Raw genomic sequence first — 26178 nt, forward strand, 5'->3', positions numbered from 1 at the left:
TCTAATTCTCTGAGCATTGAACGGACCGACTTGTCCGAGAGTGCAAAAGAGATAGAAGATGAATATCTGGCGACTCCTGCGGACGAAAACCGCAATATTTCCAATAAGCTTATTACTGTTCGGCACATTTGCAGGTGGCGTCGTGTTCTGGGGCGGCTTCCATACCGCAATGGACTACACCAACACTCTGGAGTTCTGCGTCTCGTGTCATGAAATGCGCAGCACGGTCTACGAGGAGTACAAGAAGTCTCCGCACTTCTCGAATGCATCAGGCGTTCAAGCAGTCTGTTCAGATTGCCACGTGCCCAAAGAAACTTACCCAAAGATCATTCGCAAGATCGAAGCTGCCAAAGAGGTCTACTCTAAACTTACCGGCAAAATCGACACCAAGGAGAAATTTGAAGCCCATCGCCTGACCATGGCCAAGAGTGTCTGGGCAGAGATGGAAGCCAACGACTCTCAGCAGTGCCGCAACTGCCACAAGCAAGCTTCCATGGACTTCGCCAAGCAGCATCCCAAAGCCTCTGAAACCATGCAGAAGGGTTTCAAGGACGGCGAGACCTGCATCTCCTGTCACAAAGGCATTGCCCACAAACTGCCAGACATGTCTCAGGGCTACAAAGCTTTGTATGACGAGCTCAAAGCCCTGTCAGTAAGCGAAGGTGCAAGCGCAGATCATCTGTACGCCATCACCAGCAAACCTTTCTTCGTTGAACAGTCAAAAGCGGAAAGTAACGGCAAAAGCGACGGTCGCATTCTGGGCGGAACCGATGTCGCCGTTCTGGAGCGCAGCGGCAATCTTCTCAAAGTGCGCATCGCCGGTTGGCAGCAAGATCAGGTGGACCGCGTGATCTATGCCCTTCGAGGCCAGCGCATCTTCTCTGCCACTGTCGGTAAAAAGGTCATCGATAAAATCAAACGCCTAAAAACCGAGGTGGATCCGGACACAGAACTCACCTGGCATCAGGTACAGATCGACACTTGGGTCTCAAAGGAAAATCTGATTTCAAACGGAGATCAGCTCTGGACCTACACCAAGGAAATGTACAGTGCCGCCTGCTCAACATGCCATGGCCTGCGCGATCCCGAGCACTTCCTTGCCAACCAGTGGATCGGCTCCCTCAAAGCCATGAAGCGCTTCATCTCACTGGACAAAGAACAATACCGCATCCTGCAAAAGTACCTGCAACTCAACGCAAAAGACACAGGTGGGAGTGAAGCTCATGGGTAAGCACGAAACCATCACTCTTTCCAACAGCGACAGATCTCTGGTTTACCGCTGGCTGGCAAGTTTCTTCACTAGTGAAGCGAAAATCGAAACTCTGGAGAGCTACAGCTCTCCAGAAGGACGGGCGCTTCTGGATGTCTTCTCACAAGCACCGGCACTCACATCATTTACGGGCGAGCTTGCCAAGCTGACAGAGCTGTCCGTTGAGAGTTATCAGAGCAAGGTGCTCGATCTGGCAACCGCATATTCTCGTCTGTTTCTAGGTGTTGGCGGTCAACACTCTGCCCCTCCTTACGAGTCCGCCTATTACAAAGAAAAAGGCACGCTCTTCCAAAAGCCAACAGCAGACATGAACAAGATCCTTCAGGATCTGGGTATCTCCATTGAGAATTCAATGAAAGAACCCGCCGATCACCTCGGCGTTCAACTCAACGTACTGGCAGAGTACATCGACCGCGAAGCTCTGGCAGAAGCCAATGGCGATCATGAGACCGTATACACCTCACATCAGAACCAGATCCGCTTCCTCTCGAACCATCTTCTGAACTGGGTGCCCTCTTTTTGCGAGAGCTGTAAGCGCTTTGACAAGTCAGATTTTTACAAAGAACTGGCCAATGCCCTCAGCGCCTGGCTTGCCATGGATCTTGCTCGCTTGAATGAGGCAAAGACCATCACCTGACCAACTCCATTTACAACCTGTTTACTCGATTTTACATCCCGTTCAATCAACGCGCGAACCACGTTTACACGCAGTGACTACGGTGAAACTCAAGAGAAAACAGGCTGTTTTCATCGAGCAACTCGCTCAACTCATCGATTGTCTGCCAAAATAAAAGGACAGCAGAGATGTCGAAAATCATTGCAAACTATACGTCTCGCCGTAGTTTCCTGAAAGGCGCCTCCGCACTGGGTGCTTTAGGTGTGCTGGCTCCATCCATTTTCTCACCACGCTTTGCGCAAGCAGCAGTCAACGGAGAAGTTCTCTCTGGTTGTCACTGGGGTGCATTCCGTGCAGTGGTTAAAGATGGACGCTGGACCGAAGTTAAGCCTTGGGAGCAGGATCCGCATCCTAGCCATCAGCTGGCTGGTGTTATGGACTCCGTCTATTCACCATCGCGCATCAAATATCCAATGGTCCGTCGTGCCTATCTTGAAAAAGGTCGTGGCGCTGACGTTGAAGACCGCGGAAGCAATGATTTTGTGCGCGTCAGCTGGGACAAAGCTCTCGACCTTGTTGCACAAGAACTCAAATACGCCAAAGCGACACATGGTCCACGCAGTGTCTTCACCGGCACTTATGGCTGGAAGAGCGCAGGCAAGATCCATAACAGCCGCAGCCTGTTGCGCCGCCTGATCAACCGCGGCCTGCAAATGCCAAACGTGACGCACACAGGCGACTACTCAACTGGCGCTTCTCAGGTGATCATGCCGCACGTCATGGGCACACTGGAAGTCTACGAGCAGCAGACAGTCTGGCCCGTTGTTGTCGACAACACAGAAGTCCTGGTCGTTTGGGGTGCAGACCCAATCAAGACCAACCAGATCGACTGGCTCATCGCAGATCACGACAGCTACACCTATCTTGAAGAATTCAAGAAAACCGGCAAGAAAGTCATCTGTATCGATCCTTTGAAATCCAAAACCGCAGAGTTCATGGATGCAGAATGGGTACAGGTCAAACCACAAACTGACGTAGCACTAATGCTCGGCATGGCACACACACTCTTTGTTGAAGAGCTGTATGACGCCGACTTCATGGATGAGTACACTGCAGGCTTTGAAAAATTCCTGCCATATCTGACTGGTGAGACAGATCAGACGCCAAAATCAGCTGAATGGGCTTCCGAAATTTGCGGCGTCCCAACTGATAAGATCAAGGAACTGGCACGCCTGTTCATGGGCAACCGCACCATGCTTACCAGCGGCTGGTCCCTGCAACGTCAGCATCACGGCGAACAACCACATTGGATGCTGGTGACGCTGGCTTCCATGCTAGGTCAGATCGGTCTGCCAGGTGGCGGCTTCGGTCTCTCCTATCATTACTCCAATGGCGGCACACCAACCTCCGACGGCCCTGCCCTGTCTGGCATGAACGATGGCGGCGCAATGGAAGGCTCTGTCTCCATTCCTGTGGCACGCGTTGTTGAAATGCTGGAGCGTCCGGGCGAGGAATACGACTTCAACGGCACCCGCTATACCTTCCCGGATATCAAGATTGCTTACTGGGCTGGTGGCAACCCATTCCATCACCATCAAGACCGTAACCGTATGATCAAGGCCTGGCAGAAACTGGAAACAGTGATCGTTCAGGACTACCAGTGGACAGCAACAGCACGCTTCGCAGACATCGTTCTTCCGGCAGCTTCTGCCTATGAGCGCAATGACATCGAAGCAATGGGCTCTTATTCCAACAAAGCAACTGTAGCTATGAAGAAGATCGTTGATCCGGTCTTTGAAGCACGCAGTGAATACGACATCTTTGTTGATCTGGCAGACCGCCTTGGCAACAAAGATGCCTACACAGATGGTCGTGACGAAATGGACTGGGTCCGTCACTACTACGAACAGGCTCAAAAACAGGCTGCAAGTAAAAACCTTGAAATGCCTGAGTTTGAGAAATTCTGGGAAGACGGTATCGTCGTTCACCCGGTTTCACAGGCAGCGAAGGAATATGTCCGCTACGCCGACTTCCGCGAAGATCCTCTTCTGGAACCGCTGGGCACACCAACCGGTAAGATCGAGATCTACTCCAAGAATATCGAGAAAATGGGCTACGATGACTGTCCTCCACATCCAATGTGGATGGAACCGCTCGAACGTCTCGATGGTCCGGATGCTAAGTTCCCGGTTCACGTCAACACAGGTCATCCAAACGATCGCCTGCACTCTCAGCTCTGCGGCACAGTCCTTCGCGAAGGATATGCAGTCGCAGACCGCGAACCATGCATGATCAACCCGAAAGATGCAGAAGCACGCGGCATCAAGTCTGGTGACGTCATCCGCATCTTCAATGATCGTGGCCAAACACTGGCTGGTGCAATCGTCAGCGAAGACATCATGCCAAGCGTCATTCGCCTTTATGAAGGTGCTTGGTACGATCCTGTCGAAGGTGGCAAAGCCGGCAGTCTCTGCGCCTATGGTGACGTTAATACCCTTACACCAGACCTTGGCACCTCCAAGCTGGCACAAGGCAACTGCGGTCATACCGTCATCGCAGACTTTGAGAAGTTCGAAGGCGAATTGCCAGAGGTTAAAGTCTTTACAGCTCCAAAGAACGGATAAATCAGGAACCAAATCGACACCAGAAAGGGCTGCCACGCGCAGCCCTTTTTTTGCACAATCCCAGCATTTTAGTCGATGTTTAGAGCCGTCAATCAGCCTTCAATAACTGCCATCACATAGCATTCAAGTTAGAAAACACGAGTATGCTAGAACCATTGATGAAATAGTCTTGCGGGGAAATGATGACAGAAAAACAACAGAACACATCAGCCCATACCAAGGAAAAAATGGCGCGTCGCTATGACGACGATCATGAGCACAAGCATGATAAAGATCGGCAAGAATATGAGCGCGGCCAGAAAAGCCATCCGGAAACTCAACATGGTGGTGATCCGGAGGGCCACAAACACCCACACAAGCACCGCCCCGGGAAAAGTCATTCGGACGACGGCCACCACCACGCAAAAATGCATGATCACAAAGAGCACACCAGAGAGCATCACAAAAAAGACGAGCATTGATCTCTGGCTATAGGTTCTCACAAAAACACCCCGACCATTTCTGATCGGGGTGTTTTTTATTCTCAGAATGTCGCCGTATCAACTGCCCAGCAGACCGCTCAGCATCACCCAGACAACAGCCAATGGAGCCACGATCCGCATGATCCATGTGAAGGCGCCCATCCACTTGAAGGTCAAAGATCCGTCGTTGCTCAACTCTTTGCCCATCTTCTCAAGCACAACCCACCCAGCAAACAGCGAGGTCAAAATACCGCCGATTGGCAGGGTGTAGTTGTCAACCGCATAGACCATCAGGTCAAAGAAGTTCATGCCAAACAGCTTGTACTCGCCCCAGACACCCAGAGCCAGTGAACATGGTACGCCGATCAGGAAGATCACAATGCCCACCACAATAGCAGACCATTTGCGCTCTATGCCGTATTCCTCTGCAAAGTAAGCCACCGGAATAGCCAACAAAGAGATGGAAGAGGTCAGAGCTGCAATCAAAAGCATGGCGAAGAAGATAATCTGGAACAGATAGCCACCAATCATCTCGCCAAACACAGCTGGCAGAGTGATGAAGGTGAGGCCCGGGCCAGCACCTGGATCCATGCCGAAGGCAAACACAGCTGGCAGAACCAGCAGGCCGCCCAGCACACCAACCAGCGCTGCTAAGAACACCACCCAGCAAGACGCATTCGGGATGTCAGCATCTTTGTCCAGATAAGAGCCATAGGTGATCATCGCGCCCATACCCAACGACAGGCTAAAGAACGCCTGACCAAGAGCTGCACGCAGCATCTCGCCATTCACCTGCGACCAGTCAGGGACGAGGAAGAACTCAATACCTTCCCAGGCACCCGGCAGGGTCACACTGCGCACCACCAGAACCATCAGAAGGATGAACAGCAATGGCATCAGGACTTTAACGGAACGCTCGATACCTTGAGCAACACCTGCAATCACGATCCCCATGGTCAACACCATGAACACACCGTGATAGAAGATCGGCTCCCATACAGCAGAGACCAAACCGCCAAACTGGGCTTCCAGAAGCTCAGGCTGTGCAGATTCAATGGTGCCAGCGATACTCTTCACCAGATACGCGATCGTCCAGCCGCCAACAACGGAGTAGAAGGATAGGATCAGGAACCCCGTGATCACCCCAATTACACCCGTAACTGACCACAAGCGGCCACCCAGCGCGCGGAACGCACCAACAGGGTTCATCTTCGCTGAACGACCAATGGCAATCTCTGCCATGATCAGCGCTGCGCCGATGGTTGCCATGATGACAAGATAGACCACCAGAAAGGCGCCACCGCCCTGTGTGCCTGCCAGGTATGGGAATTTCCAGATGTTACCAAGACCGACCGCAGACCCTGCGGCAGCCATAATGAAGCCGAAGCGGCTTCCCCATTGCTCACGTTTCATTTTTTGTTATTGCCAATCAACATGTGATGGTTTGTTTCAATCAAGCGCAAAAGCTTGAAATGAATTCGTTGTTCCAGCTCTTTTGATGAAATCTTTAGCCTTGTTGACCTGACAGATTGTCGCAGGTAATTTCCCTTACCTCAAAAAATATGCGTTTTTGACAGCTGCACTTAATGGGCGAATTCAAAATATAGTCACATACACCCATAATTCACCATCAAACAATGAAACTAACTATAAAATACATATATATTGGCTGATCATACCATTTATTACGTTAACCACACGACAGCAACGCAACTTCCTGCCACCACATGCAGCCCACAAGTTTTTTCGTCGCAGGTTCTGCTCACGCACCGCACCAACACAGTTCAGACACAAAAAAGCACCGCTCAAACGGTGCTTCTTTCTCTCGTTGGGACGGAGATAAGGCCTTATTCCTGAGGCCAACGTCCCCTTACACTGCGATACCTGGCCTGCTTTTCCTCGTCCAGACATACCATCTCACGCGGCAATCTGGCATTCATGGAATGCACCCAATAGCGCTTCAGCTGCCTCAACATAACCCTGTTCCTTATCAAGACCATCTCGGGTGAAGGGACTATGCCCAACAGACACATTCTCCTCCCTCTTCCGGCCCAGATTAAGTCAAACTACGGATGACCATAAAACAGCATTAAAAAAGGCCACCAAAACTGGCGGCCTTTTCATTGTTTTTGAGCGAAGCTTTATGCTCCGAAGATGGAATGGACCATCACCCAGATGATCGCAAGCGGTGCAACCACACGGCACATCCACTTCCATGCTGTCAGGTAAGCAAACGGACGTTCACCGTTATTGGTCACTTCCGCAGCAAACTTGTCATAGCTCACCCAACCAGCAACCAGACAGGTCGCAATCGCGCCAAGTGGCAGGAAGTAGTTGTCAGTGAGGTAGCCAAGGAAGTCGAAGATGTTCAGTTCGAAGAACGTGATATCGCCCCACACGCCCAGCGCCAGAGAACTTGGAACACCAAACAGGAAGATCACAATACCAACCCAGATGGTGGCCGCCTTACGACCAACATTGAACTCTTCGCAGATGAACGCAACCACGACCTGCAGCAAGGAGATTGCTGAGGTGATCGCAGCCACAAACAGCAATACGAAGAAGCAAAGCTGAATGAACATACCGAACGGCAGCTCAGCAAAAATCGCTGGCAGTGTGATGAAGGTCAATCCTGGGCCTGCAGCCGGATCCATGTTGAACGCAAACACCGCTGGCAGAATAAGAAAGCCAGCCAGAACAGCGACCAGAAGATCAAGACCAACAACCCAAAGGGCTGCGTTTGGAATGCTCTCTTTATTACCCAGATAAGAACCATAGGTGATCAAAGCACCCATACCCAGAGACAGCGTGAAGAACGCCTGCCCCAGAGCCGCGGCAACCATGTCCGCATTCAGGTGAGACCAATCAGGAACGAGGAAGTACTCAACACCTGCCATTGCCCCATCAAGAGTCAGAGACCGGATAACCAGCAAAGCCAGCAGAACAAACAAAAGAGGCATCATGATCTTCGATGCCTTTTCGATGCCGCCGGTAATACCGTTGATCACGATCAGCACGCCAATCGCCATAAAGGCAGCGTGATAAATGATCGGCTCAACTGCATCTGTCACCAGCGCACCAAAGTGTCCCTCAAATTCCGCACCGGAATAGCCAGAGAAGCCACCGGTGATTGTCTTAACCACGTAGGCGATGGTCCAGCCACCAACAACGGAATAAAACGAGAGAATAAGAAATGCGGTCAAAACCGCCATGAGACCAAAAATTGACCAGCCTGCGCCACCAACACGTCTGAACGCGCTGAACGGATTGGCCTGAGCCTGACGGCCCAGCGCAATCTCCGCGATCATCACGCATACGCCGATCGCGATCAAAAACGCAACATAGACAATGAGGAACGCCCCGCCGCCTTCCGCGCCAACCAAATATGGAAATTTCCAGATATTACCTAATCCAACCGCTGAACCTGCAGCAGCCAGAATGAAGCCGATACGACTTCCCCAATGCTCTCGTTGCATGTGACCTGAGCCATTCTTGTTGATTTTGCTTAAGTGTATTTTTGAAATCAACTTTCACAAGTTGCCCGATTCTAGCAATATAACGCTAGAGATACACCCCTTTTATGCAACAGAGTTTCTCATATATGACCATCAGGTGTCACGATACCTATAAAAGTGTAATACTGATTACTACGCGGCATTTGGTGAGATTAACTCAACAAGATAAGTAGTATTGATTACTTTAGACATGCAGCAATCAATACTACCAGTGATATATCTTATACTCAATTACACTTAGCACAAGAGTTCGGCCACAGTGTCGTATTGCAAAGAGACTGGATGTTGCTGACGATTGCATCCGCACCAACAGCTTTTGCACTCTGACAAGCACCGTTTGCATTGCCCACGGACAACTTGCCATTAGAGACCACAGACAGCGGAAAACTCATGTTGGTGCGTTGATAAACCAGCGAGTTCTGACCGCACTTGATCATCGGCATAGGGCCATCTGCACTGCTTCCATCCGCATACAGCACATCACCGCGATTACAGTACTGTGTCATGGGCGGAGTAACCTGGTTGGAACTCCCCTGAGCATAGCCTTCAGAGGCAACCATGAAAGGAACGGCCAATAGAAGGCCGAGACACAAAAAGTTACGCATTTTTCTTCCTTCTTGTTTGGTCCCACCCATACAAAATCATGGCAGGACACTGATAAGGACGAAACATCCGCACAGATGTGAAAGAAAAGGCTGCTGAGCCGAACCCAGCAGCCTTGTAATATGTATCAATATCGAATCGGCTTGCGAGGTATCACGCAAGCCATAACGCAAGCCCCTCTTACTCAGCAGGCTCCAGTGTAGAAGCTTGCGCCGTCACCGCTTTGCAAGCCTCATCATACTCTGACGACAACCGAGCAACCAGATCACCAGTGCTGCCAATGGTTTTCACCGCGCTAATGCCCTGGCCGCAGCCCCAGATCTCTTTCCAGCTCTTCGGCTTACCCTTGTCAGCACTGTGAAAGTCCATGGTCTTCAGATCGCCTTCTGGCAGATTACTAGGATCCATGCCTGCTTGCTCGATGGATGGCTTCAGATAGTTGCCATGCACACCGGTAAACAGATTGGAATACACGATATCCTCTGCACCGCTATCAACGATCATCTGCTTATAGGCCTGCTGAGCATTTGCTTCCTCAGTCGCAATAAAGGCGGACCCGATGTAAGCCAGATCAGCACCCATCACCTGTGATGCAAGAATAGACTTGCCAGTACTGATACTGCCTGAAAGCAGAAGCGGGCCATCATACCACTCACGGATTTCCTGAATAAGCGCAAACGGTGATGTTGTACCTGCATGGCCACCAGCACCAGCAGCAACAGCAATCAGGCCATCAGCACCCTTCGCAACCGCCTTATGCGCATGGGTGTTGGTAATGATGTCATGCAGCACGATGCCGCCGTAAGAATGAACCGCATCAAACACCTCTGGGCGCGCACCAAGAGAGGTAATCACGATTGGCACCTTGTACTTCACGCAAAGCTCAACATCATGCTGCAGACGATCATTGGAGCGATGCACAATCTGGTTTACAGCAAACGGAGCTGACGGTTTGTCAGGATTAGCCGCATCATAAGCTGCCAGCTCTTCTGTAATCTGGATCAACCACTCTTCCAGCTTTTCCTGCGGGCGAGCATTAAGCGCCGGAAAGGAACCAACAATCCCTGCCTTACACTGTGCAATCACCAGGTCTGGATTGCTGATGATAAACAAAGGACTGCCAACAACTGGCAGGCGCAACTTATTCTTCAAAATATCCGGCAAAGCCATTTCAAACACACTCCCTTACAATTCAATCTGCTGCCTGTTTGATCTCAATATCAGGCGGCATCACCTCTCCGGCGCTTCAACCTCTCCTGAATGTCCTGCATCATCTCGCCACTCTGGTCATCAACCAATGCCAGAACATCCCGGGCACTCAATTCTCTATAGTCTTGCGAAAGCACACGCACATCACGCACGGGCTCTCCGCTTTGCTTGTCCAGCAATTCCAGTCTCGGTCCGCCTTCACGGGCTTCCCAGCGCTCACTCCATTGGTGTAGCGCAATCATCACCGGGTAAAAGTCCATGCCCTTCTCGGTGAGAAGATAGACCGTTCCGCGCTTGTCCTGCTGGTCTTGCTCCTTACGCAGCAAACCCGCTTGCACCAGACGCCGCAAACGATCTGTCAGTACACTGGTGGAGATCTGCAAATGCCCCTGAAAGTCATCAAAGCGCTTGATGCCCTGAAACTGGCACCTCAGAATAAGCAGGATCCAGGGATCCCCCATCTGCTCGATCGCTTGAGCAACCGCACAGTCAACACCTGCAAAGCTTCGTCGCGCTCCACTCATTCCCGGCTCCGGCACCTTCAATTTAACTTCGTTTAAAGAAGCTATTTCCAGTTTACCTAATGGGCAACCTAGCTCTTTGGCCTAGTCTTCAACCGAACCACTGAGTCCTTTTCAAAACCTCTGCACAACACCAAAATCGCTCTGGTTTGCCGCATCCAGCCGGTCCGCATCAAGTTGTCCCCAGCCCTGCCAAACTTTTTTCTGGCTAAGTTTCGCTCACCGAAACCACCCGAAACCCTCTTTCCGAAAAACCTTGTGTTTCGGTTTCCAAAACCGATTTCGGACTTAACAAAACCGATTTTGTTGACTTCCAAAATCGGTTTTGTAAGCATCATCGATGAAATCAGATCATGAATGGGAGCGATCTGATGACAACCTATTGGGTGGGAATTCTGTGAGCATCACTGACCAGAATGTGCAACAGAGAAAATCTGTGACCATTGGAGACGTGGCACGCCATGTAGGCGTTGCAAAGGGCACCGTGTCCCGCGTCCTGAACAATTACACGGACATTTCCAAAGCAACTCGCGAGCGCGTCCTCAAAGCAGTCGAAGAGCTGGGCTATCGCCCCTCCTCCACAGCACGCAATCTTAAGCGTGGCCGTGTCGACACCTTCGGCATCGTACTGCCGCTCATGCCTGGCAAAGGGGCAGACCCGTTCCTCGCCGAGTTTCTGGACGGCATGACCCGCGCACTCAACGCAGTCGATAAAGACCTGCTAGTGACAACGGCGAGCTCCATGGATGATGCTGTGCTGGCAATCCGCCGCCTCATCTCCTCGCAAAAGGTCGATGGCTTCGTTCTTACCAGAACAGCCACCAACGACCCACGCGTAGACTATCTATTGGATCGGGGTTTTCCGTTTGTCAGCCATGGCCGTACAGCCCGCGAAGGCGAACACCCATGGTTCGACATCGACAACCACGCCGCGTTCTATTCAGCAGCCAGAAAGGTCATTGCGCAAGGTCACACCCGTATCGCGCTGGTGATGTCTAATCCGCAAATGAACTTCAGCCGCCTGCGTATTGAAGGGTTCCAACAAGGCTTGGAAGAGGCCGGTCTGTCTTTTGAAGAGCAGTTGATCGTCGAAACATCCTTGGATGAACCGGGCGGGGAGCAGGCAGCGCTTCAACTGCTGCATCAGGACCGTCCGCCAACAGCTATCATCTGCATGACCGATGCCATCGCCATCGGCGTCACCAAGATCATTCGCCGCCATGGTTTGACGGTTGGTGAGGACGTCACAGTCATTGGTTACGACGGCCTGCCTGTGTGCGAGCACTTCGACCCGCCGCTTACCAGCTTCGCTCAGGAACCAGTCCTTGCAGGCAGCACACTGGCAGAGCTTCTCACAAAAGCAATCAGCGGCCAGCCAGCACGGGAGCTGCAGGTACTGGCCGAAGCAAGACTTATTCAGCGTGGCTCTGATGGTCCGCCACGCAAAACACCTGAGGAGCTGAAAGCTCACCTCAGCGCATACTTCGCAACCGCATAATGGAGGAAATTATGTTCGGGAGGAACATTCTAAGAACGACAGCCCTTGTAGGCACGCTTGCATTTGCAATGAGTGCAGCACAGGCTGAAGCGCTGCGCTTCTGGACCACAGAAGAACAGCCTGCACGTCTTGCCAAGCAGGAAGCAATGGCAAAGGCGTTTACCGAGAAGACCGGCATTGAAGTCAATGTCATTCCGGTAACCGAAAAAGACATGGGCACCCGCGCAACAGCAGCTTATGCAGCTGGTGATCTGCCAGACGTCATCTATCATCCGCTGATCCACGTTCTGCCTTGGGCAGAAGCTGGCATCATCGACACGGATGCTGCAACCGAAGTCATCGAAGATCTAGAAGAAAGCACCTTCGCATCCGGCGCTCTGAACATGGCAGCTCTGCCTGATGGCTACGCAGCTGTTCCGGTGGACGGCTGGACCCAGATGATCGTCTACCGCAAGGATCTGTTTGACGCTGCCGGTCTGGAAGCACCAAACACATACGCTTCCATCCTCGCAGCTCTCGAAAAACTTCACAATCCGCCAGAGCAGTTCGGCTTTGTGGCTGCAACAAAGATCGACGAAAGCTTCATGAGCCAGCTTCTGGAACATGTGCTTCTGGCAAACGGTGCAACTCCGGTTGACGAAAACGGCTTCAAAGGTTTCGACGAAAAGAAACTTGCAGAAGCTCTGACTTTCTACAAAGCATTGGCGAAAGCCTCCCCTCCAGGCGATCTGTACTGGAAACAGTCCCGCGAGTTGTACTTCGCTGGCAAGGCAGCCATGATCATCTGGTCTCCGTTCATTCTGGACGAGCTGGCAGGCCTGCGTGACAGCGCACCGCCAACCATCAACGGTGACCCAACTTCCAAAGAACTGGCAGGTAAGACCGGTGTTGTAACCACTCTGTCAGGCCCATCCAACAAGGCTGGCGCAGCATGGGGTGACATCCGTTACTTCTCCATCACCAACGATGCTGACACAGAAGCTGCACAGCAGTTCGTGGAATACTCCATGAACGACGGCTATCTGGCGACCCTGTCCATCGCGCCAGAAGGCAAATTCCCTGTTCGCCGCGGCAATGCTGAGGACAAAGAAGCCTTCATCAAAGGCTGGGCAACCCTGCCAGTGGGTGTGGACCGCAAAGCACCGCTTACAGAGCTCTATCCGGCTGAGACAATCACCCAGATTGTGGAAGGTCTGGATACGGCCAGCCGTTGGGGAGTGAAAGAAGGCCAGCTCAGCCTTGCATCCAAGATCCTGAACTCCATGGCCATCAACCGCTACACCCGCGAGTTCATTGATGACGAACTCTCTGCAGAAGAAGCGGTCACCAAGATCAATCAGGAACTTGCCAAGATCAAGTAAGGCCTGACGTCACGATCTCAGCCCGCAGGCCTCATGTCTGCGGGCTCTCAATCCACCAAAACCACCGTGATATCAGGAGCACAGCGCAATGAGCGCCATAGCCGATCAGGCCGGAAAATCTGTTAGCACAGCAGGTGAAAGCGTGAGCCAGCCGCCCAAAGGCGCAGGCCCCATGCAAAAGCGGGAAGCACGCCTTGCCTACACCATGCTGGCGCCCACGTTTCTGATCATCCTCGCAATTGTTCTTGGACCTCTGGTCGCCAACTTCTGGATCAGCTTTAAGCCCGTGGAACTGGGCGATCTGCGCGCTCCGAAAGTCCTCATCAACGAACGCGTCAAAGGCAAACCAAAGCAGGCAGGCGATCCGGCAACGCTGGAATACCGTGTCAGAAACTCCTCCCAGAAAAACTCCATCGCAGACGCAGGCTTTACCGACATCCTCCCACCCGGTTTCACCGCGCTAAAGCTGCCGAATGCCTGCTCTCTCAATGGGATCAACATACAGTGCGACCTTGGCACGCTTAAGGGCAAAGCCCGCGAAAAACTGGTCATTTCAGGCACAGTCTCTGACGAATACCTTGCTTTGAGAAAGCCGGAGAAAGCCAGCAAGCCCGTTTCTTACGGCGATGCTGACAGTGTGCTCACCAACGGCACGTTCACGCTCGATAACTTCCGCCGTGTGTTTGACAGTGACGAGTTCTGGAGCGTTCTGCGTGTCACGTTCTACTACACCATCTTCGGCACAGTTGGCGCACTGGTCCTCGGCCTGTTTGCAGCCCAGCTCCTCAACACCTCCTTCAAGGGCAGAGGCATTCTGCGTGGGCTCTTCCTGTTCCCCTACGTATCTCCAGTGATTGCCGTTGCTTTCACCTGGGTCGTCTTGCTGGATCCATTCTCCGGAACCCTGAATGCCCTGCTCACCAAGATGGGAGTTCTCGCAGAACCGGTAAACTTCTTCGGTCAGCGCGCGGTAGACCTGCACCTGTTCGGAACCTCCTTCGAGTTCCCATTGGCGCTCTCAACGGTCATCGCCTTTGAAGCATGGCGTTACTTCCCGCTGTCTTTCCTGTTCATTCTGGCTCGCATGCAATCCGTTTCAACAGACATCTATGAGGCAGCGGAAATGGACGGCGCCACTCCAATGCAGCAGTTCTGGTACATTTCCCTGCCACAACTCATGGGCATCCTGTCCGTCCTCTTCCTGTTGCGCTTCATCTGGACCTTCAACAAGTTCGACGACATCTTCCTGCTCACTGGTGGTAACGCCGGAACCCGCACCCTGACCGTGGATGTGTACGAGCAAGGCTTTGCCCTTTCCAATCTGGGTGCAGGTGCTGCCGTTGCCGTGGTCGTCTTTGTTGTTCTCGTCACCTTCGCCACCTTGTTCATCCGCTTTTCCACCAAGGAGGAAGGGCTATGAGATTGCTCAGTAGCTACGTTCTTGCCGGCCTAAGCGGCGCCGTCTGGGGCTTCCTGGCCATGATCGTGATTGGTGTCACCCTGACACTCATCACCGGAGAGCTCGCTATCCCACAAGTGGGCGCTGCCGTCCTCGCCTCTGCGCTTGGCGCGCTCTTCACCCATCTGTGGGAAGGCAAATCCGCCAGCACCGGACAAAAATACGCACCAGCCGCCATCATCCTGCTGGCTCTGCTTGCAGCAACATTTGGCGCTCCGTTTGCCCTGCCGCTTTCCGTAGAACCGCTCTGGCAGCTCATCGCACTGGTCTCCTTTGTAGCCATAACGTTCTGGGCCAATCGACAGACACTGACAGACACGCCAAAGGGCAACCTCACACGATATGAGAAAGAAGTCGTCTTCCTGCGTGTTGCAAAAGGCTTTGGCTTCGTCATCTTCACGGTGATGGTTGCCCTGCCATTCTACGTCATGGTCATGACCAGCCTGAAAAGCCAACAACAACTGCTCGGCAACCCGCTGGATCTGTCCATTGATCTGTCAGGCGGCATCTCCGGCATGTTCCGCTCTTACGTAGAGCTGTTCACCCAGTTCAACTTCGGCACCTATCTGACGGTCTCTGCCATTGTTTCAGTAGCAACTGTCATCCTGACCCTTCTGTTCTCGGTCCCGGGCGCTTATGCGGTCTCCCGTCTGAACTTTCCAGGTCGCTCCTGGATGTCCCGCTCCGTGCTGCTCATCTACATGGTGCCGGCGATTGTTCTGGTCATACCGCTTTACGCTGTCTTCTCTCAGCTGGGCCTGCGTAACTCGCTGACTGGCCTGCTCATCGTCTATCCGGCAACCACCATTCCGGTCGCCCTGTACATGCTGCAAGGCTACTTCAAAGGCCTGCCTGCTGAGTTGGAAGAAGCAGGCCTCATGGATGGTCTCAGCCGTCTGGGTGTGATCCTCAAAATCACCCTGCCACTGTCCTTGCCAGCACTGGCATCCGTATCCCTTTACGTCTTCATGATCGCGTGGAACGAGTTCCTCTTCGCCTTCATGTTCCTGGATGATCCAGACATTTTCACCCTCTCCCGCGGTGTCGTGTCTCTCAATTCCTCTGAAGTCCCACGTCAACACCTGATGGCCGGTGCGGTCATCGCAACAGTCCCTGTTCTTGGCATCTTCCTGTGGTTCGAACGTTTTCTCGTTCAGGGCCTCACAGCAGGCAGCGTCAAAGGCTAAGCGGCACTGTCAAAAAGAAAAAACATCGGAGTATCTACTATGTCCGCACAACTCGACAATCAGGCCATTTCCATCCTCAAGGAAAATGATCTGGGCGGCTATACCATCCCGACCAAAGGCCTCTACCCATACCAGTGGAACTGGGACAGCGCTTTCGTCGCCCTCGGCTTTGCAACATTCAACATGGAGCGCGCATGGGAAGAGATTGAACTGCTCTTTGAAGGCCAGTGGGATGACGGCATGGTTCCGCACATCATCTTCCGTAAGGATGACCCGAGCTACTTCCCTGGCCCATCCGTCTGGGGCACCACAAACCCGAAGATCCCAACCTCCGGCCACTCTCAGCCACCAGTGGCAGCAACCGTTGTTCGCCGCTTGTTTGAGCAGGACACCTCACAAGCTGGCATCGAGAAAATCAAAACCCTCTTCCCGAAGCTGCTGGCATGGCATCGCTGGTATCATAGCTACCGCGATCCGGAAGGTCACGGCGTCATCGCAATCATGCACCCATGGGAATCTGGCCGCGACAACCTTCCGGACTGGGACAATGCTGCAAGCCACGTCGATATCTCTGATATTGGTGAATACACCCGTAAAGACACATCTCACGTAAACCCTGAGATGCGCCCGAAGAAGATCGACTACGACCGCTATCTGGCAATCGTAAAGTTTGGCCGCGACAACAACTGGGATCCAAAGATCGTTGCAGACCAGTGCCCGTTCTTTGTGGCTGACCCGGGCAACACCTTCATCCTGCTGCGCGCAGACCGTGACCTGCTGGCCATGGCCGAAGCGCTGGGCGAAACCGAAGCAGTTGAAGAGCTGAAAGGTTGGATCGCCCTCACAGAAAAAGGCATCGCCAAACTCTGGAATGAAGAAAAGCAGGCCTTCTGCACCTACGATCTGCGCAATGATGTATTGGGCAACGGCATTTCCAGCGCGTCTTTCCTTGCTCCATATGCAGGCATTCGCGAAGAAAAATACATCAACCCGACACGCGAACACTTCGACCGGATCGCGGCAAAGGTCAACTACACCATGCCAAGCTACGATCCGGATCATCCGCTGTTTGAAAGCATGCGCTACTGGCGTGGTCCGGTCTGGGGCATCATCAACTACCTCATCGCAACAGGGTTTGCAGATATGGGTGACACAGTCCGGGCCGAGCGCCTGCGCAAAGACACTGTTGCACTGATCGAAAAGAGTGATTTTGCGGAATATTTTGATCCAATCACCGGCGAAGGCGCTGGCGGCAACTCCTTCTCATGGACATCCGCCATCTGGCTCACATGGGCCACACCAAGCCTGACCGCTAAAGCAGCCTGAGGAGGAACGGAAGAATGGGAGCTATTCGCCTTGAGGGTGTCGAAAAATGGTTTGGGGATCTTCAGGTCATCAAAGGGATTGATCTTGAGATCAATCCCGGGGAGTTCGTCATCTTTGTTGGCCCCTCTGGCTGCGGCAAGTCCACACTTCTGCGGGTGATCTCCGGTCTGGAGGAAGCCAGCCGCGGCACCGTACACATTGATGGCAAAGACGTCACCGCCCTACCACCGGCCGGACGTGGGCTCTCCATGGTGTTTCAGGGTTATGCGCTCTACCCACATATGAGCGTGCGCGAAAACATGGGCTTTGCTCTGAAAACCGCAGGTGCTCCAAAAGCTGAGATTGAAGCCAAGGTCAACAAGGCCGCTGAAGTGCTTCAGCTGGAAGAGTACCTCGAACGGCGTCCAAAGGCACTCTCTGGCGGTCAGCGCCAACGCGTTGCCATTGGCCGGTCCATCGTCCGTGATCCAGCTGCCTTCCTGTTTGACGAGCCGCTCTCCAATCTCGATGCAGCCCTGCGTGTTGAAATGCGCTTTGAGATTGCAAAACTGCACCGCAATCTGGATGCCACCATGATCTATGTGACCCATGATCAGGTGGAAGCGATGACACTGGCAGACAAGATCGTGGTTCTGCAGTCTGGCCGTATTGAACAGGTCGGCTCTCCGCGAGAACTCTATGAGCAGCCGGACAACCTGTTCGTGGCTCAGTTCATCGGCTCACCAAAGATGAACATCATACCCGTTGAGTTCAGCGACAATACCTTCACGCTGGCAGGTTTCTCAGAGCAGCCATCGCCTTTCAAAAACAACGAAGGCACACCTGTGAAGCTGGGCATCCGTCCGGAACACATCAGTGTTGTTCCACCAGCAGAAGCTGCTGTAACGGGCACGGTGGAACACGTCGAGTACCTTGGTGCAGACCTCTTCATCTATGTTGCAGCCAAAGGGCTTGGCACCATCTTGGTCAGATTATCCGGTCTGGAGCACTACAGCGCAGGCGACACCGTCGGCCTCTCTTTCGACCCCGCCCTCACCCACTTCTTCGGGACTGATGGCAAAGCCGTACGGGTGAACAGCGAGAAGGCAATAGAACCAGCCTGAAACAACAAGCAGCCTCGATAAGCAAAAGGCTTGGGTGCTCACACATCCAAGCCTTACTTTTCTAAGCAGCTATGACACCCTTAGAAGCGATAAGTAACACCAGCCCCAATTAGCCAGGGATTAAGTTCAGCAGTACCTGAGACTTTCGCATCATTGTTCAACGTCGCGTCATAGTCTGCCTCAAGGAACAGCTTTTTAACGTCAAAGTTCACACCCCAATGGTCATCAACCATGTAGTCGAAACCAACCTGTAGAGCTGCACCAAACGTGTTTTCGATATCAAGTTTCTTGGAGTCTTTTCCATCATCTTGATTATAGAAAATCGTGTAGTTGATACCTGCACCAATGTACGGCTTAAAACTGCCGAAATTAGTGAAGTGGTACTGCAAAGTAAGCGTTGGTGGGAGGATCCAAGTCTCTCCAACATCGCTTACACCGAGGCCTGGAAGGCTACCATCACCATCAACATCTGACCAAGTAGTCCCCAAAATCAACTCAGCTGCAAAATTGTCAGTGAAGTAATAGGTGATATCCAACTCAGGAATCACTGTACTCGAGTATGACAGATCAGACCCTGAGACACCGTTGACATGACCCTCATCCATAGGGATCACACCCAGAGCGCGCACACGGATCTGCCAAGGGCTCTTCTCAGATGCAGCCGCAGCAACGATATCTTCCTGTGGCACAGGCATATCTGCCGCCAGAACTTGACCAGCAGGCACCACCATCGCAGCAGTGACCATAAGGCCCATCACCCTTTTCAAACTCATCTCCACCTCCAGTTGTATAAGCGAGCTTTACACTTATTCCAATTATTGAGAGTGGAGCACGTGAGCATTGAGGTGCATCAAACCAGTATTGATAATATAAGTACTATTTATAATAGTAATTTTGCCGGACAAGAAATGTGAAATGTTGATTTCAAATAGACATTTCTTGCAGGAAAACTAGCACAACCACCAGATCACAACAAGCCTAAGGAAACTCTCATCACTTTATTTCATCATAATAATTGATACATAGCCCGTACAACAATGCCTCCTATCATCACAATCACCAGCTGAAAACACACAAGCTTCCCTCACTCCAACGTTTGTCACTGCGCCCAGAACCCGCTATGAAGTGGAGACTTCGTGCAGGCAGATCCGTAAGGCACACACCTTCCTTGCAACATCTTGCTCTGACCGAAGTCTCTTCAGTTTTTAGTCTACCGGGTTTTGTGAGTGGGGGAATAAATGGCTGCGCAGTGGTGCATCGGTCTGATGACCGGAACGGTAATGGACGGCAACGTCGACATCGCCATGCTGAAAACCGATGGACAAACCATCGAAGAGTTCGGCCCTTACACACTGGCAAGTTATCCCCCTGAAACCAATCAGCTGATCGCCGAAGCCATGGCCGCCGCTCAGGACTGGAATTTCGCATCCGAGGAACCTGAAATTTTCTCACGAGCGGAGAAAGCACTCAGCGAGGGACAAGCCCACGCAATTTCACATTTCCTTTCAAAAAACTCCATTTCAACGCAAAATATTGCGTTAATCGGTTTTCACGGCCAAACCGTCCTGCACCGCGCACCCAAAGGCGGCCAAAAAGGCGCAACCCGACAACTCGGTGACGGCCACATCATCGCTGATATCCTCGATATTCCAGTGATTTACGACTTCAGAACGCAAGATATCGAAGCAGGTGGACAAGGCGCGCCCCTCGCAGCCATCTACCATCAGGCCCTCTTAAGAAGCGCCGGTCTGTCCGACAATCCAACGGACACAGCAATTCTGAATCTCGGCGGCGTCGCCAACATCTCGTGGTGGGACGGGCATAACACCCTGATTGCCTTCGACACAGGCCCGGCCAACGCGCCTATAAACGACTGGATCAGCTCCCATAATCGCGGCGACATGGACCGCGACGGCCTCATCGCTGCCAGCGGACAAGCGGACGAAGACCGCCTCAAAACACTTCTCGAACACCCCTATCTCACCGAAGCCTTCCCCAAATCCCTCGACCGCAACAGCTTCACAAAAGACATGGCAACCGGCCTTTCTCTGCAAAACGGCGCAGCAACACTCACCGCATTTTCGGCAAGCGCAGTCGGCAAGGGGTTGGACATGCTACCAAAACGCCCAGCCCGCCTGGTAGCATGCGGTGGAGGACGCAAAAACCCGCAGCTTCTGAAAGAGATCGAAGCACGGGCAAACGTAAAAATCATTCAGGCTGAAGAACTTGGCTGGCGTGGGGACGCAGTGGAAGCCGAATGCTTCGCCTTGCTCGCGGCCAGATGCGATCGCAATTTACCGATCAGTTTTCCGGGAACCACAGGCGTTCCAACAGCTATGTCAGGTGGCACCAAGGCGCTTCCACACCAACACACCAGCTAAACAGCCGTACCAGAAGTAAAAAGGTGGGAGCCCTTGCCGCCGCGCAAGAGCTCCCACCGACCTCTTGTTTAAAGTTCAAAAGGTCTCAACTTCAAATATCTATAAGAAAAGGTAGGCAGTATATTCTGGTCGCAACATTGTAGATAATTGATATCTTGAAAGAATTTCAACTATCTGCAACACAATCAACATACTCGAAAGTTATTTTAACAAAAACCCCTCCAAACAACCAAAACAACAACTGTTGCAATTCAGTACCTTGATGTTTATTCGAACACAAACAAGTAGTATTGCACAAATACACAACACAATACTTATAGAGTCTATGTATTTTTTACGGTAAAAACTGGCAAGGCATGTGCTTATCCATTGGCAATCCCACCAGAAGCGACATAAAGGCAGTTTGAATTTTCCCAAAGTCATGCTACCTCCTTTTTAAGGGAGGAGCCGTCTTTGAAGAGAAGAACTATCAACCGCATTGCCTTTGTTTCCAGCGATACGCCAGAAGCACTTGCTGCACGCCAAGCTCTTGAAAAGATGTACGGATCTGCCTCGCAAGACGATGCGGACGTCATTGTCGCGCTTGGCGGCGACGGAGTTATGCTCTCTTATCTACATAAGTTTATGAACAAAGGCATGCCGATCTACGGCATGAATCGCGGTTCAGTCGGCTTTCTCATGAACGAGTACAAGACCGAAGGCCTGATTGAACGCCTTGAAAAAGCAGAGATAACGCCTCTCCATCCCCTTAACATTGAAGCTGTCGACAAAGACGGAAACGAGTTCACCGCTCGTGCAATCAATGAAGTCTCTTTCCTGCGCAAATCCCATCAGGCCGCGAAACTGCGCATCTCCGTTGATGGCCGCGTCCGCATGGAAGAGCTGGCATGCGATGGTATCATTATCTCTACTCCCCAGGGCAGCACAGCTTATAACCTGTCAGCCCATGGCCCGATCCTGCCGATTGACTCGCCTCTGATGGCACTTACACCCATCAGTGCCTTCCGCCCAAGACGCTGGCGCGGTGCTCTGCTCTCAACACAGAACACCGTTAAGATTGAAGTACTTGAAGCAGACAAACGCCCGGTCAACGCAGCCGCTGATCACCGTGAGTTCCGAAATGTTATCAGCACGACCATCTATCAGGACGCGACAGCTCAAAGCTGCATCATGTTCGATAATGAACACAGCTGGGACGAACGTATCCTCTCTGAGATGTTTAAGTACTAAGACACAACCAGTTGATGCTGTGATCACAACCAAATATGCTAAAAGAAGCAACTTCGGGTTGGAATTGCTCGTAAAATAGTTAGATATTATTTCGAATTCGAAATATAATCACACCTACAGCAATGCAGGCTCAGGAATTACGCAGGACAATGGCTTCTTTAACTGGTTCAGATAAATCTTCTCAGGAACACATCCGCGTTCCAAACGATCTTTCCAAAAAAGTCCGGAAGATGTCGACCATTGAAGCTGCCAAGTTCGACCCGGTCAAAGCTGCTGAAGAAGCCATCGAGAAACTCTCTGACAAGTTCGAAAGCTGGATGGGCTCGGAAGTCGATTGCCTGAAAGAGACCAATCAGGCAGCACAGAATGCTGATTTTACAGAGGAAACCTACGACGCACTGTTCCGCTGCGCCCACGATATCAAAGGCCAGGCGGAAACTCTGGGCTTCCCACTGGTTGGCCGCGTTGCAAACAATCTGACGCTCTTGCTGGTCGCTGCCAAGACACAAGAGAGCTTTCCGAAAGAGCTCATCGCTCAACACGTAAGCGCAATCAATGCAATGATTTCTGAAGATGCCCGCGATGAAACCAATCGGCTTGGTGTCGCGCTTGTGACAAGACTGGAAGAAGCGAGCGCTCCGCTCACAGAACTCGTCGACAGCTAATCGGGCAATAAGCTGAATACCTTAAGCAACGTCACTCAGCATTTCAGCAACACGTGTACGTGCACTTTCGCGCGCAGCCTCATTGGAGAGGCGATGCAACAAGTCTTGCAGATCTCCCAGATCCTCAATACCCAGCTCATCTTCCAGCGCAATCAGATCACCCGCTACAATGCGTGATTTGGACCAATGGTCGATCTGCATGTTTTCGACCCGCTGCCAGCTGGCAATGCACTCCTGGAAAAGCGCATGCGTGCGGTCTGGCAAGCCAGCGGCTGATAAGACGCGTCGCAGCGAAGCACCAAATGGCGTCGCCAATGCGTCAAACACCTGATCCTCCTCATAATCAGACAAACGAGCCAACGAGCTTGTAAGCAAGTTAAAGCAACCGGTTACTGCTGAACGAAGCAAAAGAACGCTTGTCATCTGAGCGGAAACAACCAGATGTTCAACAAGCCCGTGCAGCTCTTTGTCAGAGGCACTCCAGGCCAGTGAAATCGTAGAACGATCCTGCGCATCAGCAACCAGTTGCTCAGGAGCACGCATATTCCTTGCACCAAGCACCTGCGGATGGTCACCAAGACCTTCAGTATAACGCCGCAGCATCATATGTCGGATTTGCAAGGGAACATCATCACGAGACATCAGAGCATCTTTCACGTCCCGGCTTTCGCCAAACCGTGCAACCACACGTTCCATACTGTTGGGTGTGATCTCTGCCTTTTCATTTGCAAGCAAAGCAACACAGGCCTCTTCACAAGCAACTTCGCAGATAGCAGCAGACAAGCCCACCGTAATTTCAGGTCGGCTGGCAACTGCAACACAACGCTGAGTGGAGCCTGTCGCAACAAGATCCACCAGCTCACCTTCTGGAATAGTCGTTGCACCAGAAAGCAAAGGCAGCGCAACTTCATCTTCATCCACGAGCAAAGCAGAAATGATGTGAGAAGGAACAATCTTTGCAGCGCCAAAGGCTTCTGCAAGGGCGATCCGAACCGCAACATCACGATCATCAAGCAGGAAGGTCAATGCTGCCTCTGCTTCGCTGTACTCAGAGCTTTCAAGTTCAGAGTACAAGAAAGCACGCACCAAAGCACCAGCCGCCTGTGCGCGACTTCCACTTGGCGCATACTGCACCCAATTCAGAAAACTCTTGATAATCATGGCACTCAGAAACCTGTATCCACCAACTATGGGTAGAAATAATTAATCATAATTCTTAAGGCTTCGTTCACTGCACCCGCAGTTTCTCGTAAAACTTGTTTTTTGAAAGATTAGAGCAGTAAGAAACGCCTGTAAGTCACAGGTTCTAGACCTTCTTACTTAAGGACTTTCCACTTGCTTGGGACGGTGCAAGAAATTTGGTCAGGTCCAAAGGTGCACCAGATGGTCTCGCGATTGGCTTTGGCGCAACAAACTGTTGGCTGATTGATTCCTGAACCTCAACACCGGATCGCTTCGTCTCACTCACAGCTTTGGACGCAGTTAATGCTGCCGCTTCATCAGTCCGAAACAGGGACTGAAAAGGCGCCTCATCTTTATCAACCGTCGTCGCACGCCATGCTGTCAGAATGCGGCTTTCAACGCGATGGCTGTCAATCGGCTTAGTGATAGGCCCCCTACGCACACCAACTGCCGGACGATCTGAACCAGCAATCGTATCATTAAAGCGCCCAACCAAACGGTCATGCACATCGCTGACAGTCCGTGCCTGCCCATCCTTGTTGTAAAATACAGCCTTATTGGACCGCGCTTGCAGCGGAAACAGGTCCGCAGCCGGGTGCTCAGGTCGGTCCTGAGCAGCATTCAAAAGCCGTAGACTACCGTTCACCCCAAGAAAATGCGCAAGATACAGCTCACCAGCGGACGGGTCCCGCCCCAGATTTGAAGAAAGTCCAGAGGCGTTGTCTTTTGCCAAAGCACCGGCAACAAGCGAAGAGATATCAGGGTCATAACGCAGATCCAGAAGCTGTTGCTTCAGGTGCTTGTTGTCGACGCGGTACTTACCATTTGCATCAACACGAATGTGCTGCGCATAGTCTTGCAAGCCCAATTCCTCGCCATTTTTCTTGAGCGTCTCAAGCCAGGTGGACTCGATGAATTGAAAAAGCCCCGAGGCAGAGGAGGTTTTAGCTTTGGCGTTCGGGTCAAAGGAAGATTCACGGGCAGCCGCTTGCAGCAGAAAGTCAAAAGACGTACCTGTTTTGGAACTGGCCTTTTGAAAAGCCGATTCAATACGCCCTGCAATGGAAGGATCGCCTGCAACCTTCACGAGAATCTGCCCCCTATAATACCATTAGTTAATATACCTTAATATTAGTTAATAAATAGTTAAATTTTAATTTTACCCTACTGAAATCACTGAGTTATTTGAGTTAAAACAGATTTTTCACCTATCCTGTTCTCTACGAATTATGCATTACAATTCAATTTCTGATTGGATTCGGAGAAAAGCAATGAACTGCCTGCTGAGCGTGATGGCCTCAACATTCGATAAGACAGAAAAGCTGAAAGCTCTGAGGAATGTATCACTCGCCATTTTGCCAGAAAAGCCCGTCAGCGAGTTCGAGCCTTATGGCTCGCCAAACACTCTGGCTGAGCTGGGCAAACACCACGATCTTTATCTCACACTAAACGAACCATCAGAGAGCACGATCCTCACAACGCTCAAGCCCTATGCTCATGTGAAGCCAAGAGGCGTCGTTCCAACCTTCATCAAATCGCGCGCTGATATTGAACGTTTGCACGCGATACTTTCTGTCTTTGAAGCCGAACACGCATTGCAAGACTGCACAGTGAAGATCATTCCTGAACTTGGCAGATATCCTGCAGCCTTTCACAACCTCATGAACCTCTCCAACACCAGCCCACGCCTAACCGCACTGGCATGGAATGAAGAAGCGCTGAAAGAGGCACTGGATGCGAAACAGTCCAGAGATGAAAATGGAGGTTTGCTGCCGCCGTTTCAATATGCACAAACACAATGCCTGTTTGCTGCAAAATCGGCTCACCTGTTTGCTCTGGATACAGCACCAACGGCAGCACCTGAAGATCTGGAAAAATCAGCAGCACTCGGCTTTACCGGCATGAACGCAAACACGCCTGAAGACGCGCATCAGATACAACAGGTATTTTCGAGATAAGAAAAGGGG

The 26178-nt window shown here is 51.8% G+C and carries 22 protein-coding genes; 14 read left to right on the forward strand and 8 right to left on the reverse strand.

Annotated features, from left to right (window positions below):
• Positions 1-58 precede the first annotated feature (58 nt).
• The 4 genes from PsAD46_RS22270 (at position 59) to PsAD46_RS27780 (ending at position 4971) form a co-directional block, all read left to right on the forward strand.
• The gene (locus PsAD46_RS22270) at positions 59-1231 is read left to right on the forward strand and encodes a NapC/NirT family cytochrome c (protein ID WP_063307896.1); all 1173 of its coding nucleotides are present in this window, start codon (positions 59-61) and stop codon (positions 1229-1231) included.
• Positions 1224-1907, forward strand: a complete 684-nt coding sequence (gene torD / locus PsAD46_RS22275; protein WP_063307897.1) for a molecular chaperone TorD — start codon at positions 1224-1226, stop codon at positions 1905-1907. Before PsAD46_RS22270 ends, torD begins: the two co-directional genes overlap by 8 nt.
• A 167-nt stretch (positions 1908-2074) precedes the next feature.
• Positions 2075-4510, forward strand: a complete 2436-nt coding sequence (gene torA / locus PsAD46_RS22280) for a trimethylamine-N-oxide reductase TorA (protein ID WP_063292698.1) — start codon at positions 2075-2077, stop codon at positions 4508-4510.
• A 182-nt stretch (positions 4511-4692) separates the two neighbouring features.
• Complete coding sequence (locus PsAD46_RS27780) at positions 4693-4971, forward strand: hypothetical protein (protein ID WP_082827057.1); 279 nt, start codon at positions 4693-4695, stop codon at positions 4969-4971.
• A 78-nt stretch (positions 4972-5049) separates the two neighbouring features.
• On the opposite strand, the gene PsAD46_RS22290 is transcribed toward PsAD46_RS27780, so the two are convergent.
• From PsAD46_RS22290 to PsAD46_RS22315, 5 genes are all read right to left on the reverse strand, one after another.
• Positions 5050-6384 (reverse strand): sodium-dependent transporter, encoded by a 1335-nt coding sequence (locus PsAD46_RS22290; protein WP_057462493.1) that lies wholly within the window; start codon positions 6382-6384, stop codon positions 5050-5052.
• 728 nt (positions 6385-7112) lie between these two features.
• Positions 7113-8447, reverse strand: a complete 1335-nt coding sequence (locus PsAD46_RS22300; RefSeq protein ID WP_063304083.1) for a sodium-dependent transporter — start codon at positions 8445-8447, stop codon at positions 7113-7115.
• A gap of 266 nt (positions 8448-8713) precedes the next feature.
• Positions 8714-9091, reverse strand: coding sequence for a hypothetical protein (locus PsAD46_RS22305; protein ID WP_063307898.1), 378 nt, complete (start codon positions 9089-9091; stop codon positions 8714-8716).
• Between the two features lie 178 nt (positions 9092-9269).
• The gene (locus PsAD46_RS22310; RefSeq protein WP_063304081.1) at positions 9270-10259 is read right to left on the reverse strand and encodes a nitronate monooxygenase family protein; all 990 of its coding nucleotides are present in this window, start codon (positions 10257-10259) and stop codon (positions 9270-9272) included.
• A gap of 50 nt (positions 10260-10309) precedes the next feature.
• On the reverse strand, positions 10310-10822 hold the full coding sequence (locus PsAD46_RS22315; RefSeq protein ID WP_057462497.1) for a helix-turn-helix domain-containing protein: 513 nt from the start codon (positions 10820-10822) through the stop codon (positions 10310-10312).
• Positions 10823-11159: 337 nt separating this feature from the next.
• Here PsAD46_RS22315 and PsAD46_RS22325 point away from each other — a divergent pair, with 337 nt between their 5' ends.
• The 6 genes from PsAD46_RS22325 to ugpC all read left to right on the forward strand — a co-directional run bounded on the left by PsAD46_RS22325 (position 11160) and on the right by ugpC (position 18753).
• Positions 11160-12317 carry a substrate-binding domain-containing protein gene (locus tag PsAD46_RS22325; protein WP_208981972.1) on the forward strand — a complete coding sequence of 386 codons (1158 nt, stop codon included), beginning with the start codon at positions 11160-11162 and terminating at the stop codon, positions 12315-12317.
• An 11-nt stretch (positions 12318-12328) separates the two neighbouring features.
• On the forward strand, positions 12329-13678 hold the full coding sequence (locus tag PsAD46_RS22330) for an extracellular solute-binding protein (protein WP_063307972.1): 1350 nt from the start codon (positions 12329-12331) through the stop codon (positions 13676-13678).
• 88 nt (positions 13679-13766) lie between these two features.
• Positions 13767-15098, forward strand: a complete 1332-nt coding sequence (locus PsAD46_RS22335; RefSeq protein WP_063307900.1) for a sugar ABC transporter permease — start codon at positions 13767-13769, stop codon at positions 15096-15098.
• On the forward strand, positions 15095-16324 hold the full coding sequence (locus PsAD46_RS22340) for a carbohydrate ABC transporter permease (RefSeq protein ID WP_063307901.1): 1230 nt from the start codon (positions 15095-15097) through the stop codon (positions 16322-16324). Before PsAD46_RS22335 ends, PsAD46_RS22340 begins: the two co-directional genes overlap by 4 nt.
• A 39-nt stretch (positions 16325-16363) precedes the next feature.
• A complete protein-coding gene (locus PsAD46_RS22345) occupies positions 16364-17650 on the forward strand; it encodes a trehalase family glycosidase (RefSeq protein ID WP_063307902.1) in 1287 nt (428 codons plus the stop codon).
• 14 nt (positions 17651-17664) lie between these two features.
• Positions 17665-18753 carry a sn-glycerol-3-phosphate ABC transporter ATP-binding protein UgpC gene (gene ugpC / locus PsAD46_RS22350; protein WP_063307903.1) on the forward strand — a complete coding sequence of 363 codons (1089 nt, stop codon included), beginning with the start codon at positions 17665-17667 and terminating at the stop codon, positions 18751-18753.
• Positions 18754-18833: 80 nt separating this feature from the next.
• On the opposite strand, the gene PsAD46_RS22355 is transcribed toward ugpC, so the two are convergent.
• Positions 18834-19526 carry an OmpW family protein gene (locus PsAD46_RS22355; protein ID WP_063307904.1) on the reverse strand — a complete coding sequence of 231 codons (693 nt, stop codon included), beginning with the start codon at positions 19524-19526 and terminating at the stop codon, positions 18834-18836.
• Between the two features lie 465 nt (positions 19527-19991).
• Between PsAD46_RS22355 and PsAD46_RS22360 the strand changes: the two genes are divergently transcribed.
• The 3 genes from PsAD46_RS22360 (at position 19992) to PsAD46_RS22370 (ending at position 23029) form a co-directional block, all read left to right on the forward strand.
• The gene (locus PsAD46_RS22360; RefSeq protein WP_063307905.1) at positions 19992-21134 is read left to right on the forward strand and encodes an anhydro-N-acetylmuramic acid kinase; all 1143 of its coding nucleotides are present in this window, start codon (positions 19992-19994) and stop codon (positions 21132-21134) included.
• Positions 21135-21587: 453 nt separating this feature from the next.
• Positions 21588-22364, forward strand: coding sequence for an NAD kinase (locus PsAD46_RS22365; RefSeq protein ID WP_063289517.1), 777 nt, complete (start codon positions 21588-21590; stop codon positions 22362-22364).
• A gap of 149 nt (positions 22365-22513) precedes the next feature.
• Complete coding sequence (locus PsAD46_RS22370) at positions 22514-23029, forward strand: Hpt domain-containing protein (RefSeq protein WP_057462504.1); 516 nt, start codon at positions 22514-22516, stop codon at positions 23027-23029.
• 21 nt (positions 23030-23050) lie between these two features.
• Here PsAD46_RS22370 and PsAD46_RS22375 read toward each other — a convergent pair whose 3' ends face one another.
• Entirely contained in the window at positions 23051-24190 is a 1140-nt protein-coding gene (locus PsAD46_RS22375) for a DUF2336 domain-containing protein (protein ID WP_063307906.1), read from the reverse strand.
• Positions 24191-24335: 145 nt separating this feature from the next.
• Positions 24336-25298 (reverse strand): transglycosylase SLT domain-containing protein, encoded by a 963-nt coding sequence (locus tag PsAD46_RS22380; protein ID WP_063307907.1) that lies wholly within the window; start codon positions 25296-25298, stop codon positions 24336-24338.
• 184 nt (positions 25299-25482) lie between these two features.
• Here PsAD46_RS22380 and PsAD46_RS22385 point away from each other — a divergent pair, with 184 nt between their 5' ends.
• Positions 25483-26169, forward strand: coding sequence for a hypothetical protein (locus tag PsAD46_RS22385; RefSeq protein WP_063307908.1), 687 nt, complete (start codon positions 25483-25485; stop codon positions 26167-26169).
• Positions 26170-26178: the final 9 nt, after the last annotated feature.

It is taken from the genome of Pseudovibrio sp. Ad46 (genome assembly GCF_001623065.1).
Classification (GTDB): Bacteria; Pseudomonadota; Alphaproteobacteria; order Rhizobiales; family Stappiaceae; genus Pseudovibrio.